We start from the raw sequence: 15,273 nt of genomic DNA on the forward strand, positions 1-15,273 counted from the left end.
GCCTATTTGCTTATAAGCAAGTGCTGGTGTGGTTTTCCAAAAGGCTTTTGAACCGCTTACAAACGCTCAGTGCCCAAGGCCCGGGCCAGCTTCGCATCGAGCGGCAGGGGCTCGCCCTGCACTCGGGCAGCCAGCAGTTCGCCGCACAACAGCGCCAGTGTCAACCCCCGTGCGCCCATGGCCGTGCTGGCCCACAGGCCCGGCAGGTGGACCGCATCCACCGGGCCCACGAGAGGCAGCCGGTCGGGCGCGGTGCAGCGAACGGCGGCCCAGGTGCGCAGAGCGGGGGACTCGCCCGGGGCGGGCTGAGGCGCCGACACGGCCAGCGCCTGGGTGAACAAAGGCTCCAGCTGGGGCGCGATGCCGGGCAGCAGGCCCTGCAGCTTGGCCCAGTTGGTGGCATGGGCGGTGTGGATGTCGGCTGTGCTGGGCGGCAGGGCCTGCACATCGCGTTCGAACGTCGAGCCCATCACCCAGCCTTGATCCCCGTCGGCTTGGTCGCCCAGGGGGAAACGGGGCACCAGATTGCCGTTGCCGTTGGCCGGGAACGGAATCAATGGCAGCTGCGGTGTTGCAGGGTCGGCGTGCACGCCCCACGACACCTGGCCGCGCACCGGCTGCAGGGGCCAGCGGTGGTTCAGCAGCGCCGCGCTGCCGGCGCCTGCAGCAATGACCACGGTGGGCGCCTCGGCCAGCACTTGGCCGTGGGCATCGATCACTTGCCACGTGGTGATGGCCGGACTGTGCGTCGTGGCGGGTGTCTCCACGCGCCGCAGCTGGGCCACCGCGCAATTTCCCCGCCATTGGATGCCAGGTTGGCCCAGCAAGGCCCTGGCCAGGCGCGCCGGGCGCACCCAGCCCGCCTGGTGGTGCCAGCAGGCGGTTGCGTCGGGCGGTAACTGGGCAGCCGCCAGGGCAGCGGGGGGCGCAGGCTCGCTCCAGGCGGCCCCCGGCCCTTGTGTCCAATCGGGTGACAGGCCGGGGCTGCCGTCAGTGCGATGCTCCAGCACGCCGCAATGCGCCCAGTCCACCCCCTCGTTCAGCAACCAGCGGGCCTGCTCCAGCGTGGAGCGGATGCCGCTGCGCGACAGGCGCGACAGCACACTGTCGTCGGGCGACACATGGGGCGCGAAGACCCCGGCGGGCAGGGCGGACGCGCCTGCGGCGGGCTCGGCGGCCTGGTCCAGCACAGTGACCTGCCAGCCGCGTCGGGCCAGGCTGGCGGCGGCGGCGGCACCTGCAATGCCGCCACCGATCACGATGCAGGGGCCGGGCAGAGACGGCTCCGGTGTCGCCCCGGGCTGGCGCGGGGTGCGCGGCTCCCAGCGCGGGTTGAAGGTGGCATGCAGGTTGTCGCGCTTGGGCGGCACGCCGGGCACGCGGGTCACTTCAAAGCCGCATTGCGCCAGGGCATCGCGCACGGCGCGTGCGATGGTCCAGGTGGCGAGCTGTGTACCGCGACGGCAAGAGCGCGCCACGGCCTTCAGAGTGTGCAGGTCCCAGCTTTCGGGGTTGCGCTGGGGGCTGAAGCCGTCGAGGTAGATGGAGTCCACCGTCAGGTTCTGCTGGCGCAGCATGGCCTGGGTGTCGCCCACATACAGGGTGAGCAGCACCCGGCCTTCATCAAAACGCAGGCGGTGCACGCCCGGCAGCAGGCCCCACCACTGGCGGTGCAATGCCTCAGCCAGCGGCGCCAGCTCAGAGTGGACCGAGGTGGCACGCAGCAGATCGGCTGCACTCACGGGCCAGGCTTCTGTCGATACGAAGTGCAGCAGCGTGGGGCGCTGCGGGTCAGCCCGCCAGGCGGCCCAGGTCACCAGGAAATTCAGGCCAAAGCCAAACCCGGTCTCCAGAATGCGCCACTGCGATTGCCCCGCCCAGGCCTCGGGCAGGCCACAGCCGTGCAGAAACACGCGGCGGGCCTGGGTGAGGCCGCCGTTTTCGCTGTGGTAGCGGTCGCCGAAGCGGGGGCTGTAGGGGGTGCCATCCGGCAGCCACTCGATGGGTTCAGTCATGTGGACGGCAAAAGGCCGGCGTGGCGCCGGCCTGTTGGAAAGGGAAGGCGGTTTTTACCGCGAACCGCTCCGGGGTGTGTTGCGTTGCGTCACGTGCCGGGCGGGACATATCCCGCCGCAGCGTCAGCACCGCTGCCAAAAAAGTGGTTTTAGCGAAACCACTTTTTGCAGCGCTGCACTGCGCTTCGCTCCATTACGCACTGGGCGGGACGTATCCCGCCGCGGCGTCTGCGCCGCCGCCAAAGAAATGGTTTTGGCGAAACCACTTTTTGCAGCGCTGCACTTCGCGTCGCCCCGTTACGCGCTGGGCGGGACGTAGCCCGCCGCGGCGTCTGCGCCGCCACCAAAAAAGTGGTTTTCCATCTGGCGTGCCAGGTACTGGCGGGCGCGCGCATCGGCCAGGTTCAGGCGGTTTTCATTGACCAGCATGGTCTGGTGCTTGAGCCAGCCGGCCCAGGCTTCCTTGCTCACGCTTTCCCAGATGCGTTTGCCCAGTTCGCCGGGGTAGGGGGGGAAGTCGAGGCCTTCGGCTTCCTTGCCGAGCTTGATGCATTGAACGGTGCGTGCCATGGGATGTCCTTGGTGTGGGGCGAGCGAAAAAGGCTTCGCTCAGATGATTTGGATATTAAGAACTGAAATCTCAGTAGTTCCAGTTTTGAAGAGGGCCTTCCAGAATGCGTTCCATCGGTGATTTGCACCGCAACACATTCACAAAAAGAGGCCCCTCCATGAACTTTCGCCGCGACTTTATCAAGTTTCCCTTCGCCGCTGCCCTGGTGGGCAGTTTGGCCCTGACGGCATTGCCGTCGTTTGCACAGTCTGTGACGCTGCTCAATGTGTCGTACGACCCGACCCGCGAGCTGTACGTGGAGTTCAACCAGGCCTTTGCCAAGCACTGGAAGGCCAAGACCGGCCAGGACGTGACCATCAAGCAAAGCCACGGCGGCTCGGGCAAGCAGGCGCGCTCCATCATCGACGGGCTGGACGCCGACGTGGCCACCCTGGCGCTGGCGGGCGACACCGATGCGCTGCACACCAACGGAGGCTGGATCCCGAAAGACTGGCAAAAGCGCCTGCCGCACAACAGCTCGCCCTACACCTCCACCATCGTGCTGGTGGTGCGCCAGGGCAACCCCAAGGGCATCAAAGACTGGGACGACCTGGTGCGCCCCGATGTGAAAGTGATCACGCCCAACCCCAAGACCTCGGGAGGCGCCCGCTGGAACTACCTGGCAGCGTGGGAATTCGCCAAGCGCAAGTACGGTGGCGACGCCAAGGCCAAGGACTTCGTGGCCAAGCTGTACGGCAACGTGCCCGTGCTCGACACCGGCGCACGCGGCTCCACCATCACGTTTGCGCAGCGCAACCAGGGCGACGTGCTGATTGCGTGGGAGAACGAGGCCTACCTGCTCGAAAAGGAATTCGGCACCAAGTTCGACGTGATCGCGCCGTCTATCTCCATCCTGGCAGAGCCCGCCGTGTCGGTGGTGGACAAGAACGTGGACAAGAAGGGCACGCGTGCCGTGGCCGAGGCCTATCTGCAGTACCTGTACACCGAAGAAGGCCAGGACATTGCGGGCAAACATTTTTACCGCCCCGCAGTCTCTGACAAGGCCAAGGCCAAGTACGCCAAGCAGTTCCCCAAGCTGAACCTGTTCACCATCAACGACGCGTTCGGTGGCTGGGACAAGGCTGCCAAGGACCATTTTGCGGACAACGCGAGTTTCGATCAGATCTACACGCGCAAGTAAGCAGGCCCAACCGCCCCGAAGGTGGCTGGGGTGATGCTCCGCCACCATGGAAGAACCCTGGTCCCAACGGGCCGGGCGGGGCGTTGTTTGTCCTTTTTATAAGAAAAACAAGCTCAAGCGCTAGTCCGTCATGCGCTGGTAGCTATCAAAACAGTAGTAACAAAGGAACCAACACCATGTCCGCCTTGCTCATCGCTGGCAGCCCTTCAGAGCGCTCCCGCTCCGCCGCCTTGCTCGACGCCGTGGCCCAGCGCCTGTCGGTGCGCGGCGCGCTGGTGGATCGCGTCCATATCCGCGACCTGTCGCCCCAGGCGCTGTTGCTGGCCGATTTTGGCCATCCCACCGTGGTGAAGGCGATTGACCAGGTGGCAGATGCCAGCGTGCTGGTGGTGGCTACGCCCGTCTACAAGGCGGCGTACAGCGGCGTGCTCAAAGTGTTTCTGGATTTGTTGCCGCAGACAGCACTCAAGGGCAAGACTGTGCTGCCCCTGGCCACGGGCGGCAGCCCGCACCACATGCTGGCGCTGGACTATGCGCTGCGCCCCGTGCTGCAGTCGCTGGGTGCCAAGAGCATCCTGCCCGGCATCTACGCCACCGACGCCCAGGTCACGCTGACGCCCGAGGGCACCTACCACGTGCAGGCCGACATTGCCGCCCGGCTGGATGACGCGGTGAACGTGCTGGTCACCGAAACCCTTCGCCCATCGCCCGCCCAGGCCACACGGTTCGCGCCCGTGCATTTCTCGCAAGTGCGATGTAGCGTCTGACGGACCGCGCGCCTGCGGCCCTGGCCGCGGGTGCCCACGCTCCGCCCGCCTTCCTCCTTTCCATTGTTTTCCTGGTAATGCCCGCTGAGCGCAGGCAGGGTGGGCTGTTGCCTGCTTGTACAAAAAAAGGTGCTGTTCATGTCCGGTGACGCAATCCCTCTGTCCGCACAGCCACAGGCTCCATCGGTCCTCGAAGACCGTCCCCTGGGTTTGCGCGACGCCCTGCGCTGGCTGGGTGTTGCCTTGCTGGTGGTGGCTTCGCTTGTGGTCATCGGTGCCTTCTTGCTCATGCCGGTGGTGCCTGTCGCGGGCTGAATTCCCGCAGTTTTGGCCTCTTTTTGCCGCCCCATTTTTCTAGAAACAAACCATCACCATGACGAAACCTTTCTCTCTTCATCGCCGCCAGGCGCTGCTCACCGGTCTGGCCGCCGCCGCTCTCGGCGTCACGGGGGCCCCGGCCCTTGCACAAACGACTGCGCCCGGCCGCGTGCTGCGCGTGGGCCACCAAAAGGGCTGGCTTTCCATCCTCAAGGGCCGTGGCACGCTCGAAAAGCGACTGGCCCCGCTGGGCGTGAAGGTCACCTGGACCGAGTTCAACGCCGGCCCCGTGCAGCTGGAAGCGCTCAACGTCGGCTCCATCGACTTCGGCGACGTGGGCGAAGCCCCGCCCATCTTCGCCCAGGCCGCTGGCGCGCCGCTGGTCTACGCTGGCGCCACGGTGCCGCGCCCCGCGCTGGAGGCCGTGATCGTGCCCAAGGACTCCCCGATCCGCAGCGTGGCCGACCTCAAGGGCAAGCGCGTGGCCTACAACAAGGGCTCCAACGTGCAGTATTTCCTGGTCAAGCTGCTGGAGAAGAACGGTCTCAAATACGGCGACGTGCAGTCTGTCTTCCTGGCCCCAGCCGACGCGCGCGCCGCGTTTGAAAAGGGCGCTGTCGATGCCTGGATCATCTGGGACCCGTTCCTCGCTGCCGCCCAGAAGACGCTGGATGCCCGCCTGCTGGCCGACGCCACGGGTGTGGTCAACAACCGCGCCTATTACTTCACCTCGCGCGACTTCGCGACCAAGAACACCGATGTGTTGCGCATTGCGATCGAAGAGGTCAACGCGATTGACACCTGGGCGTCCAAGAACAAGGCGGCTGCAGCCGCAGAGCTCTCTGCCGTGCTGGGGCTGGACAAGTCCATCACCGAGCTGTACCTGAACCGCGCGCAGTTCGGCACCGCCCCGGTCACGCGCGAGATCCTGGCCGAGCAGCAAGGCATTGCCGACACCTTCTTCGACCTGAAGCTGATCCCCAAAAAGCTCAACCTGCTGCACGCCGCGCCGGTCGATCTGCTGTAACCCCACCACCCAGACCACAAACACGTTCCAAGGAGCTTGCCATGCCTGCGCCCATGCCTTTCCCGTTGCACGCCCAGCTGCGACGCGTTCTGTGCGTCACGGCCACCGCCTGGGGGCTGAACGGTCAGCAGCGGCGCGCAGTCTTGCGCCCGCCCCAGTTCGGCTTTGCCATCTCCTACTGATTTCGTTCGGACCTCGTTGAGATCCCGTTTTGAAGAGACCTGTCCCATGCAAATCTTCTGGTTCATTCCCACCCACGGCGACAGCCGCTACCTTGGCACCGCCAAAGGCGCTCGCCAGCTCAGCCATGACTATCTCCAGCAGGTGGCGGTTGCCGCTGACAGCCTGGGCTACGAGGGCGTTCTGATACCCACCGGCCGCTCCTGCGAAGACCCGTGGGTGGTTGCGTCCAGCCTGCTTGCCGTGACCAGGAAGCTCAAGTTCCTGGTGGCTGTGCGCCCCGGCCTGCACCAGCCCGCACTGGCTGCACGCATGGCGGCCACGTTCGACCGGCTCTCGGGCGGGCGACTGCTCATCAACCTGGTGACCGGGGGCGATCAGGCCGAGCTGGAGGGCGACGGCGTGTTTCTGGACCACGCCACGCGCTACGAGCAGTCGGCCGAGTTCATCCGCATCTGGCGCGAAATCCTCACGCGCAGCCACCAGGGCGAAAGCCTCGACTACGAGGGCAAGCACCTCACGGTGAAGGGCGCAAAGCTGCTGTTTCCGCCCTTGCAGCAGCCGCACCCACCGGTGTACTTCGGTGGGTCGTCCGACGCCGCCCACGACCTGGCGGCCGAGCAGGTGGAGACCTACCTGACCTGGGGTGAACCCCCCGCCGAAGTGGCCAAGAAGGTGGCCGACGTGCGCGCCCGCGCTGCAAAGCGGGGCCGCACGGTCAAGTTTGGCATCCGCCTGCACGTCATCGTGCGCGAAACCGAAGACCAGGCCTGGGCCGCTGCAGAAGAACTCATCAGCCATGTGGACGACGTGACCGTGGCGCGTGCCCAGGCGGTGTTCTCACGCATGGATTCCGAAGGCCAGCGCCGCATGGCACAGCTGCATGCGGGTGGTGTCAAGCGCAGCCGGGCCGACCTGGAGATCAGCCCCAACCTGTGGGCTGGTGTGGGCCTGGTGCGTGGTGGTGCGGGCACGGCGCTGGTGGGTGACCCGGAAACGGTGGCGGCGCGCATCGAGGAATACGCGGCGCTGGGGCTGGACACCTTTGTGCTCTCGGGCTACCCGCACCTGGAAGAGGCTTACCGGTTTGCCGAGCTGGTGTTCCCGCTGCTGCCCGTGGGCGTGCGCGAGAAGCTCTCTGGCGGCAACCCGCTGGGGCCGTTTGGCGAGACCGTCGCCAATGACTTTGTGCCCCGTGCGTCGCAAAGCTGAATCGGCACCGCAGGAGATATGCCATGAGCATCCAGTCCATCAACCACGTGCAACTGGCCTTCCCGGCCGGGGCCGAGGCGCCCATCCGGCGCTTTTACGCCAGCCTGCTGGGCCTGCCGGAGGTGCGCCTGCAGGCCGGTAACACGCTGCGGTTTGCCGCGGGCACCCAGCGCATCGATCTGGTGCCTACCGAGCACTGGCAACCGGCGCCTGCGGTGTCGCACCTGGCCTTCGAGGTGCAGGACCTGCCCGCGCTGCGCCACCGCCTGCTGCAGGCCGAGCTGCCGCTGGTGGAAAACCGCGCGCTGCCCGGCTACCTGCGCTTTTACGTCAAGGACCCGGCGGGTAACCAGCTGGAGTTCCTGGAGCCCGATAACGAACAGGACATCACGCCATGACACAGACCACCCGAGAGCTGCAGATATCGCCTGTGGCGGACTCCGTCGATCTCCCGCTCGAAGGGCCTTTGCTCCCAGCGTCGCTGGTCCGCTTTGTGGCCAACGTGGCGCAGCGTCTGCTGCCCTGGGCCGTGCCTGTAGGGCTCATCGTGTTGTGGCAGATCGCCTCTTCTTCGGGCTGGCTGTCCACCCGCGTGTTGCCTGCGCCGCTGGAGGTGGTGAAGGCGGCCTGGACGTTGACCCTGTCCGGCGAGCTGTGGACCCACGTCAAGGTCAGCGCAGGCAGGGCGCTGGCGGGTCTGGCCATCGGGGGCGGCCTGGGATTGCTGCTGGGCCTGCTCACCGGCTCGGTCAAGCTGTTCGAGACGCTGCTCGACTCCACCATCCAGATGGTGCGCAACATCCCTGCGCTGGCGCTGATTCCGCTGGTGATCCTGTGGTTCGGCATCGACGAGTCGGCCAAGCTGTTCCTTATCAGCGTGTCGGTGTTTTTCCCGATCTATCTCAACACCTTCCACGGCATCCGCAATGTGGACCCGGGCTTGATTGAGATGGGCCGCACCTACGGCCTCGGGCGCTGGCAGCTGTACCGCCAGATCATTCTGCCCGGCGCCTTGTCGAGCATCCTGGTGGGACTGCGCTTCTCGCTCGGCCTGATGTGGGTGATCCTCATCGTGGCAGAGACCATTTCGGCACAGGCGGGTATTGGCTACCTCACGATGAATGCGCGTGAGTTCCTGCAAACCGACATCGTGCTCGTGGGCATCCTGCTGTACGCGTTGCTGGGCAAGCTGGCTGACGTGTTTGCCAAGGGGCTGGAGCGCTACTGGTTGCGCTGGCACCCGGGCTACCAGACGGCTTGAGCTGCGGGGCCCTGACTCCGACATTCCTACAACGCATTCATCACGACCATGACCCTTCCTTTCCTGATTCATCGGCGTACCGTGCTCGGTGCCCTCGCGGCCCTGTCCAGCGGCTTTGCTGCGGCGCAAGGCAAGCCCGAGACCCTGCGCATTGGTTTGCAGAAATCATCCACGCTCACCACCATCCTGCGAACACGGGGCACGCTGGAGCAATTGCTGGCACCGCTGAACGTCAAGGTCTCGTGGCACGAGTTCACCAGTGGCCTGCCTTTGCTCGAAGCCCTGAACCTGGGCAACATCGATGTCAGTGCCGACGTGGCCGACACCGTGCCCGTCTTCGCCCAGGCAGCCGGCGCCAACCTGACCTTCGTGGCGCAGGAATCGCCATCGCCCGCCGCCCAGGCCATCGTGGTGCGTGCCGATTCGCCCATCAAGACCGTGGCCGACCTCAAGGGCAAGAAGATCGGTTTTGCCAAGGCGGCGGGCGTGCACTTCTTGCTGATTGCAGCGCTGGAGAAGTCCGGCCTGACGTTCAAGGATATCGAGCCCGCCTACCTCACGCCGGCCGACGGCCGTGCAGCCTTCGAGCGTGGCGCCATTGATGCCTGGGTGGTGTGGGACCCGTTCCTGGCCGCCGTGCAAAAGCAGTCGGCGGTACGGGTGCTGGCCGACGGGCGTGAGCTGGCGTCTTACCAGCGCTATTACCTGGCCGGGACTTCCTATGCCAAGGCCCGACCCGATGTACTCGGTGTGTTCTTCCACGAGCTGCAGAAGGCCGGTGCCTGGGTCAAGCAAAGTCCCAAGGACGCAGCCGCGCTGCTGGCACCGGTGTGGGGGCTGGATGCGGGCGTGATCGAGCTGGCCAATAGCCGCCGCAGCTATGAGGTGCGCGCCGTGGTGCCCACGGCCCTTGCCGAGCAACAGCGCATTGCGGACGCCTTTTTGGCCGAGAAGCTGCTGCCCAGGCGCGTGAATGCCCTCGATGTGCCTCTTTTCAAACCCGGAGCCTGATGCCATGAGCCAGAACGATCCCAACACAGCGCAGGGCGTGCGCCTGGAAGTGCGCAGTGTGGACAAGCGCTACGGCACGCGCGATGTCCTCAAGAAGACCGAACTCACGATTGAACCCGGCCAGTTCGTTGCGATTGTGGGCCGCAGTGGCTGCGGCAAGAGCACGCTGCTGCGTCTGGTGGCGGGCCTGGAGTCAGTCTCTGGCGGCGCGATCCGCCTGGACGGCCGGGACATCACGGGCCTGAGCGGTGACACCCGCATCATGTTCCAGGACTCGCGCCTCTTGCCCTGGAAGCGTGTGGCTGACAACGTGGCGCTGGGCCTGCCGCCCGAGCGGCGCGGCGCCGCGGCCGATGTGCTGGCGCGCGTGGGCCTGGGCGACCGGCTGGGCGAATGGCCGGCACGCCTGTCGGGCGGCCAGCGCCAGCGCGTGGCCCTGGCGCGTGCGCTGGTGCACAACCCGCGCCTGCTGCTGCTGGACGAACCCCTTGGTGCGCTCGACGCACTGACCCGCATCGAGATGCACCGCCTCATCGAAGGCCTGTGGCGCACCAGCGGCTTTACGGCATTGCTGGTCACCCACGACGTGCAAGAGGCCGTGGCCCTGGCCGACCGTGTGATCCTGATCGAAGACGGCCAGATCGCGCTGGACCAGCGCATCGACCTGCCACGCCCCCGTTCGCACGGTGACGCCGCGTTTGCTGCCATCGAAAAACGCATCCTGGACCGCGTGCTGCAAAAGCCCGATGGCGACCCCGCACACGAGGCGCCATGGCCAGGTGTGCCAGCGCATGGCCTGCGCTGGGCGGTGTGATTTTTTTGTTTCTCTCACCCACTGTTTTCATTTCTCAACGGACTATTCAAGGAGAACCCCATGTCCATTCAAGCCATCAACGTACGCAACCAGTTCAAGGGCAAAGTGCGCGAGATCATTCGCGGCGATGTCGTCTCTGAGGTCGATGTCGAAACCCCCTGGGGCATCGTCACCTCCGTCATCACCACCCGTTCGGTGGACGACCTGGGCCTGGTCGTGGGTTCCGATGTGGTCGCACTGGTCAAGTCCACGGAGGTGTCCATCGCCAAGCTATGATGATGGCGCGGGGCCGACGGCCTGATGCCGTGCGGCTCTGCACAGCCTCTGTAACCGTCACCCCTTTGCGCAGACTTGCGTGTACCCCTGGCGGGCGAGCGCCGTCCGCCGTGTCCGAGTACGGGCCAGCCGCTATCTGGCAAGAACCCTGGGGCTATTGCCCCCAGAACCGCCCGTGTTGCCTACACTCGGGCCCATGACGACCCTTCTGGTTTGCCCTTTTTCCGCCCTGGCTGTGCTGCCCCGCGCAGCGGCCTGCGCGCGAGCGGTGGCCAAGAAGAACGCGCGTCGTCAGCTGACGCCAGCACATTCCTGAGCCCGGCGGCACCCTCTCTCCTCATCCCCTTGTAGCGCAACCATCCACCGCCGGGCACCAGCCAAGCGCGGTAGCGGCCGTCTTGTCCCCACGGGGCACCGCCGCATTCGATGGAGTGCTTTGTATGCATGCAGTTGTGACCCCTGGCGAGCGCACGCTCACCGACCTGGACTATTCGCGCCTGACCAAGCTGGTCGGCAACCGGCCAGCCCCCTTGCTGGACGACCTGCTGGCCAACGCCGATATCACCAGCCCGCGCACCGTGCGGGCCGACGTGGTCACCATGAATTCACGCGTGGAGCTGGTGGACCAGCACACCCACCGGCGCCAGGTGCTGACCCTGTGCTACCCGCAGGACGCCGAGCCTGCGGCGGGCTTCATCTCGGTGCTGTCGCCGGTCGGCATCAGCCTGCTGGGCTTGCGGGCCGGGGACGTGGCCCGTTGGCAAACGCCCCATGGCGAAGAGTGCTCCGCCACCATCGAGAACATCCAGTACCAGCCCGAGGCCACGGGCGACTACCTCACCTAGTCGCCTTTGCACGCCGGCCCGCTGCGGGCCGTACCACCAGATCACTTCTCACCAGACCGGCGCCAATCGCACTGGCAGCCGTTGGAGGAGTGCGCGTTGTTCACCACAGAAGGACGTACCCTCATGACCCCTCGTTCCATCCTTGCCGTCACCGATTTTTCTGAACCGGGAGGGCACGCGCTGGCGCGCGCAGCGCTGCTGGGCGCAGAGCATCGGGCTGCGTTGCAGCTGGTGTATCTCTCCCAACCCGGCGAAGTGCCGCCACCCGACGTGGCCGTGCGACTGTTGCACCATGCGCTGCAGATTCGGCAGCGCCACCAGATTCCTGTTGATGCCGGAACACGCATGGATTGCACGGTGGCGGATATCGCCCGCGCGGCAGCGGGTCACGACCTTGTGGTGTGGGGCATGGCCCCGCAGCGCGGGTTGCGGGCCTGGTTCGGCGCGCACCCTGCGATCCAGTTGCTCCGTGCCTGCCAGCGCCCCGTGATCGTGGTGCGTAGCGCAGCGGCACAGCCCTACCAGAGCCTGACGGTGGCGGTGGACTTTTCTCAGGCTTCGCATCGCCTGGTGGAGCTGGGCCTCGCGCTCCACCCCCGCGCACGTGTGGAACTGTTCCATGCCGTCAGCACTGCCAACGAGGGCAAGCTGCGTTATGCCGAAGTGTCGGCACGCGCCATCCAGATCTACCGCGAGCAATGCAGGCGCCATGCGCAAGACCGCATGTTCACGCTGACCGACTCGTACGATGCGCGGCGCAACCGGCTTTCATCCTCCATCGGCCGGGGCGACCCGGCGCGGCAGGTGCTGGTGGCGCAGCAAGGGGCCGGGGCCGACCTGATCGTGGTGGGCAAGCATCCCGCGTCCCGGTGCGCAGACTGGCTGTTCGAGAGCGTTGCGCAACGCATCCTCCATGAAGCCCGCACGGACGTGCTGGTGGTACCGCACGGCTTTCAGTCCGCATCCCGGGGAGCCGCCCTGAAGCGCCTGGCGACCGATCTGCCCGTGCGCCGTGTCAAGGCAGGCCAGCCGCGCCTGCCGAGTCATCCCAACCCTGCGGCGCTGCAGGGTGGCACATGACGAAGGAGCCCTGCGGACAGCCCTGCCGATGTCATTGGGATCGCCATGCATGATGCCTAGGCCGCCTTCGCGAGCAGTGTTGTGTACCGGCTCGCGGGCCGTGCCAGGCCCAGGTTTTCCCGCAGGGTCGTGCCTTCGTAGGCGGTGCGAAACAGACCGCGCCGCTGCAGTTCAGGCACCACCAGGTCCACAAACTCGTTGAGTGATTGGGGCAATACAGGCGGCATCACGTTGAAGCCGTCCGCCGCCCCGTTCTCAAACCATTCCTGCATGCGGTCGGCAATGGTCTCGGGTGTACCGATCACCACCCAGTGGCCGCGTGCACCGGCGAGGTATTCGTACAGCTGACGCACGGTGTACTTCTCTCGCCGGGCCAGCTCCAGCACCACGTGGGCGCGGCTGTTGATGCCCTTGGGTGGCTCGGGTATGTACGGCGGAGGTGCGTCAAGGTTCCACTTCGACAGGTCCTCTCCGGGCCAGAAGGGTGTGAGAGTGGCCAGGCCCACGCTGGGGTGGATCAAGGCCTGCAGCTCGGCCCACTTGGCCTGGGCTTCTGCCTCGGTGCGGCCAATCACGGGGGAGATGCCGGGAAGCACCAGCAGTTCTTCAGGACTGCGGCCGTACTTGGCCATGCGACCCTTCACATCCTTGTAGAAGGCCTGGGCCTCGGCCAGGCTGGTCCAGGCGGTGAAGATGGCCTCGGCCGTCGCGGCGGCCAGTTCCTTGCCGTCTTCCGAAGAGCCGGCTTGCACAATCACTGGGTGGCCTTGCACCGAGCGTTCGATGTTAAGCGGCCCTTGCACCTTGAGGTGTTTGCCCACGTGGTTGAGTGCGTGCAGCTTGTCGGGGTCAAAGTAGATGCCGCTTGCCTGGTCGCGCACCAGGGCGTCGTCGTCAAAGCTGTCCCACAGCCCCTTGACCACGTCCACAAATTCGTGGGCGCGCTCGTACCGCGTGGCGGGGTCCGGGTGCGTGTCCAGGCCAAAGTTGCCGTGCACGTTTTCGGCGCTGGTGGTCACCACGTTCCAGGCGGCCCGGCCCTTGCTGATGTGGTCCAGCGACGCAAACTTGCGCGCCAGCAGGTAGGGGTCTTCGTAGGTGGTGGAGGCTGTGGCCACAAAGCCGATGTGCTTGGTGACGACCGACAGCGCCGCCCACAGCGTCACGGGCTCGAAGTGCGAGATGCGTCCCTGGCGGCTGAAGGACTCGCGGTCGCCCTTGTGCCACACGCCGGGGCTGTCGGCCACGAACACCTGGTCAAACAGACCACGTTCGGCTGTTTTGGCGACCTCGATGTAGTGATCGATGTTGACACCCGAATCGACCTGTGAGCCCGGGTGGCGCCAGGCGGCTACGTGGTGGCCCGTGGCCATGATGAAAGCGCCGAGGCGCAGTTTTCTGGATGTGTCGGGTTGGGTCATGTGAGATTCCAAAACTTGTGGAGATGGCTCGCGGCCTTCGACACTGGCGCGGCCCAGGCCAGTGCACCCGTGGAACCGGCTTTGCCAGGCCAGGGGGGCGTCTCCCCAAGGGGGATGGCGCCGAAGGCGACTCAGGGGGCTACTCGGTAATAGTGATGCGATGCAGCTTGCGGTGCTGCGGAAAGAAGTCGCCCACTGCGTAGTGCTGGGTGGAACGGTTGTCCCACACGGCCAGCGTGCCCGGCGCCCAGCGCAGGCGGGCCTGGAACTCGGCCACCTGCGGCAGGGCAAACAGCTGGGTCAGCAGCGCATCGCTGTGCGTGCGGTGCAGGCCCTTGATGTGGCTGGTGAAGGTGGGGTTCACGTACAGGATCTTCTTGCCCGTGACGGGGTGCACGCGCACCACGGGGTGCTCCACGGGCGGGTACTTGGCGCGGGCGGCCTTCAGTTCTTCGCCGCTGGCGTCCTTGCGCAGCAGGTACTCCGTCCAGCCACTGATCTCCCAGGTGTGCACGGCCGTGAGCGTTTCCAGGTAAGCCTGGAAGGCGGGCGGCAGACTGGCGTACGCGGCCGTGAGGCTGGCCCACAGCGTGTCGCCGCCGCTGGCCGGGATCACCTGTGCATAGAGGCTGGTGCCCAGCGGCGGTTGCTCGCGCCAGGTGATGTCCGCATGCCATTGGTTGGACGCCTTGGGGCGCTCGGCCGTGCTCTCCACGATCTCGATCTCGGGGTGGCTCTCGAGCCGGGGGAAGAACGCCTTCACCTCGGCCACATTGCCAAAGCTGCGGGTGAAGTCCACCTGCTGCTGCGGCGTGATGTGCTGGTCGCGGAAGAACAGCACCTCGTGCACGGCCAGTGCCTGGCGCAGTTCGGCCTGCGTGGCGGCGTCCAGGGGCTGGCGCAGGTCCAGCTCGTGGATGACTGCCCCGATGGTGGGGGTGTAGGGCTCTACCGCAAAGCGGGTGAAATTGGGGTGCAAATCGTTGATCTTGGACATGGCGCTACTTTCTGAAACGGTGGGGTGATGAAAGAGAACTCCCACACGATTGGGACAGCGCGCAGTGAGCGCATCAACGAAGCAGTTTGCATATGCATAGTCGGAAAACTGTGCCTTGCACTGGCGCGCGTGGGCCTGCCATTCGCAAATTTGGATATCTGTTTTTGGTCGTTGGCCCACGCGCAGGGCTTGCCTAGAGTGATTGGCGATGTGTGCAGCACATTGCGCACGCACACCGGCACGACGACAGGCAAGACAACAGGCAAGACAACAGGCAAGACAACAGGCACGAAGGGTC

Annotated in this window: 17 protein-coding genes; 13 read left to right on the forward strand and 4 right to left on the reverse strand. The window is 65.8% G+C overall.

Translation table 11 applies throughout. The annotated features are described in order from the left end of the window. Nucleotides 1-56: 56 nt before the first annotated feature. Nucleotides 57-2,015: an FAD-dependent 5-carboxymethylaminomethyl-2-thiouridine(34) oxidoreductase MnmC gene (gene mnmC / locus IB236_RS14330; RefSeq protein ID WP_192421247.1), complete on the reverse strand. Its 1,959-nt coding sequence runs from the start codon at nucleotides 2,013-2,015 to the stop codon at nucleotides 57-59. 297 nt (nucleotides 2,016-2,312) lie between these two features. Then, the gene (locus tag IB236_RS14335; protein ID WP_010461281.1) at nucleotides 2,313-2,585 is read right to left on the reverse strand and encodes an oxidative damage protection protein; all 273 of its coding nucleotides are present in this window, start codon (nucleotides 2,583-2,585) and stop codon (nucleotides 2,313-2,315) included. 158 nt (nucleotides 2,586-2,743) lie between these two features. On the opposite strand from IB236_RS14335, the gene IB236_RS14340 reads away from it, so the two are divergent. From IB236_RS14340 to IB236_RS14400, 13 genes are all read left to right on the forward strand, one after another. Further along, on the forward strand, nucleotides 2,744-3,766 hold the full coding sequence (locus IB236_RS14340; RefSeq protein WP_056744259.1) for a sulfate ABC transporter substrate-binding protein: 1,023 nt from the start codon (nucleotides 2,744-2,746) through the stop codon (nucleotides 3,764-3,766). Between the two features lie 176 nt (nucleotides 3,767-3,942). Further along, the gene (gene ssuE / locus IB236_RS14345; RefSeq protein WP_056067455.1) at nucleotides 3,943-4,533 is read left to right on the forward strand and encodes an NADPH-dependent FMN reductase; all 591 of its coding nucleotides are present in this window, start codon (nucleotides 3,943-3,945) and stop codon (nucleotides 4,531-4,533) included. Between the two features lie 138 nt (nucleotides 4,534-4,671). Further along, nucleotides 4,672-4,848: a hypothetical protein gene (locus IB236_RS14350; protein ID WP_156379578.1), complete on the forward strand. Its 177-nt coding sequence runs from the start codon at nucleotides 4,672-4,674 to the stop codon at nucleotides 4,846-4,848. A gap of 58 nt (nucleotides 4,849-4,906) precedes the next feature. Continuing rightward, nucleotides 4,907-5,878: a sulfonate ABC transporter substrate-binding protein gene (locus IB236_RS14355; protein WP_056744263.1), complete on the forward strand. Its 972-nt coding sequence runs from the start codon at nucleotides 4,907-4,909 to the stop codon at nucleotides 5,876-5,878. Nucleotides 5,879-5,919: 41 nt separating this feature from the next. Beyond that, complete coding sequence (locus IB236_RS14360; protein ID WP_165836556.1) at nucleotides 5,920-6,060, forward strand: hypothetical protein; 141 nt, start codon at nucleotides 5,920-5,922, stop codon at nucleotides 6,058-6,060. Between the two features lie 46 nt (nucleotides 6,061-6,106). Beyond that, nucleotides 6,107-7,270, forward strand: a complete 1,164-nt coding sequence (ssuD, locus tag IB236_RS14365) for an FMNH2-dependent alkanesulfonate monooxygenase (RefSeq protein WP_056744266.1) — start codon at nucleotides 6,107-6,109, stop codon at nucleotides 7,268-7,270. 23 nt (nucleotides 7,271-7,293) lie between these two features. Beyond that, entirely contained in the window at nucleotides 7,294-7,668 is a 375-nt protein-coding gene (locus IB236_RS14370; RefSeq protein ID WP_056744268.1) for a VOC family protein, read from the forward strand. Next, a complete protein-coding gene (gene ssuC, locus IB236_RS14375) occupies nucleotides 7,665-8,531 on the forward strand; it encodes an aliphatic sulfonate ABC transporter permease SsuC (protein ID WP_056067463.1) in 867 nt (288 codons plus the stop codon). Before IB236_RS14370 ends, ssuC begins: the two co-directional genes overlap by 4 nt. Nucleotides 8,532-8,579: 48 nt before the next feature. After that, entirely contained in the window at nucleotides 8,580-9,542 is a 963-nt protein-coding gene (locus IB236_RS14380) for an aliphatic sulfonate ABC transporter substrate-binding protein (RefSeq protein ID WP_192421248.1), read from the forward strand. A 4-nt stretch (nucleotides 9,543-9,546) separates the two neighbouring features. Next, complete coding sequence (locus IB236_RS14385; RefSeq protein WP_056067467.1) at nucleotides 9,547-10,356, forward strand: ATP-binding cassette domain-containing protein; 810 nt, start codon at nucleotides 9,547-9,549, stop codon at nucleotides 10,354-10,356. Between the two features lie 60 nt (nucleotides 10,357-10,416). Further along, entirely contained in the window at nucleotides 10,417-10,632 is a 216-nt protein-coding gene (locus IB236_RS14390; protein ID WP_015013774.1) for a molybdopterin-binding protein, read from the forward strand. Between the two features lie 440 nt (nucleotides 10,633-11,072). Then, entirely contained in the window at nucleotides 11,073-11,477 is a 405-nt protein-coding gene (locus IB236_RS14395) for a GreA/GreB family elongation factor (protein ID WP_121943170.1), read from the forward strand. A gap of 123 nt (nucleotides 11,478-11,600) precedes the next feature. Then, a complete protein-coding gene (locus tag IB236_RS14400; protein WP_192421249.1) occupies nucleotides 11,601-12,557 on the forward strand; it encodes a universal stress protein in 957 nt (318 codons plus the stop codon). 56 nt (nucleotides 12,558-12,613) lie between these two features. On the opposite strand, the gene IB236_RS14405 is transcribed toward IB236_RS14400, so the two are convergent. After that, nucleotides 12,614-13,978 (reverse strand): LLM class flavin-dependent oxidoreductase, encoded by a 1,365-nt coding sequence (locus IB236_RS14405; RefSeq protein ID WP_108497575.1) that lies wholly within the window; start codon nucleotides 13,976-13,978, stop codon nucleotides 12,614-12,616. Between the two features lie 139 nt (nucleotides 13,979-14,117). Continuing rightward, nucleotides 14,118-14,975: a TauD/TfdA family dioxygenase gene (locus tag IB236_RS14410; protein WP_192421250.1), complete on the reverse strand. Its 858-nt coding sequence runs from the start codon at nucleotides 14,973-14,975 to the stop codon at nucleotides 14,118-14,120. Between the last annotated feature and the right edge of the window lie 298 nt (nucleotides 14,976-15,273).

This window comes from Acidovorax sp. ACV02, assembly GCF_014851475.1.
GTDB lineage: Bacteria > Pseudomonadota > Gammaproteobacteria > Burkholderiales > Burkholderiaceae_C > Acidovorax > Acidovorax delafieldii.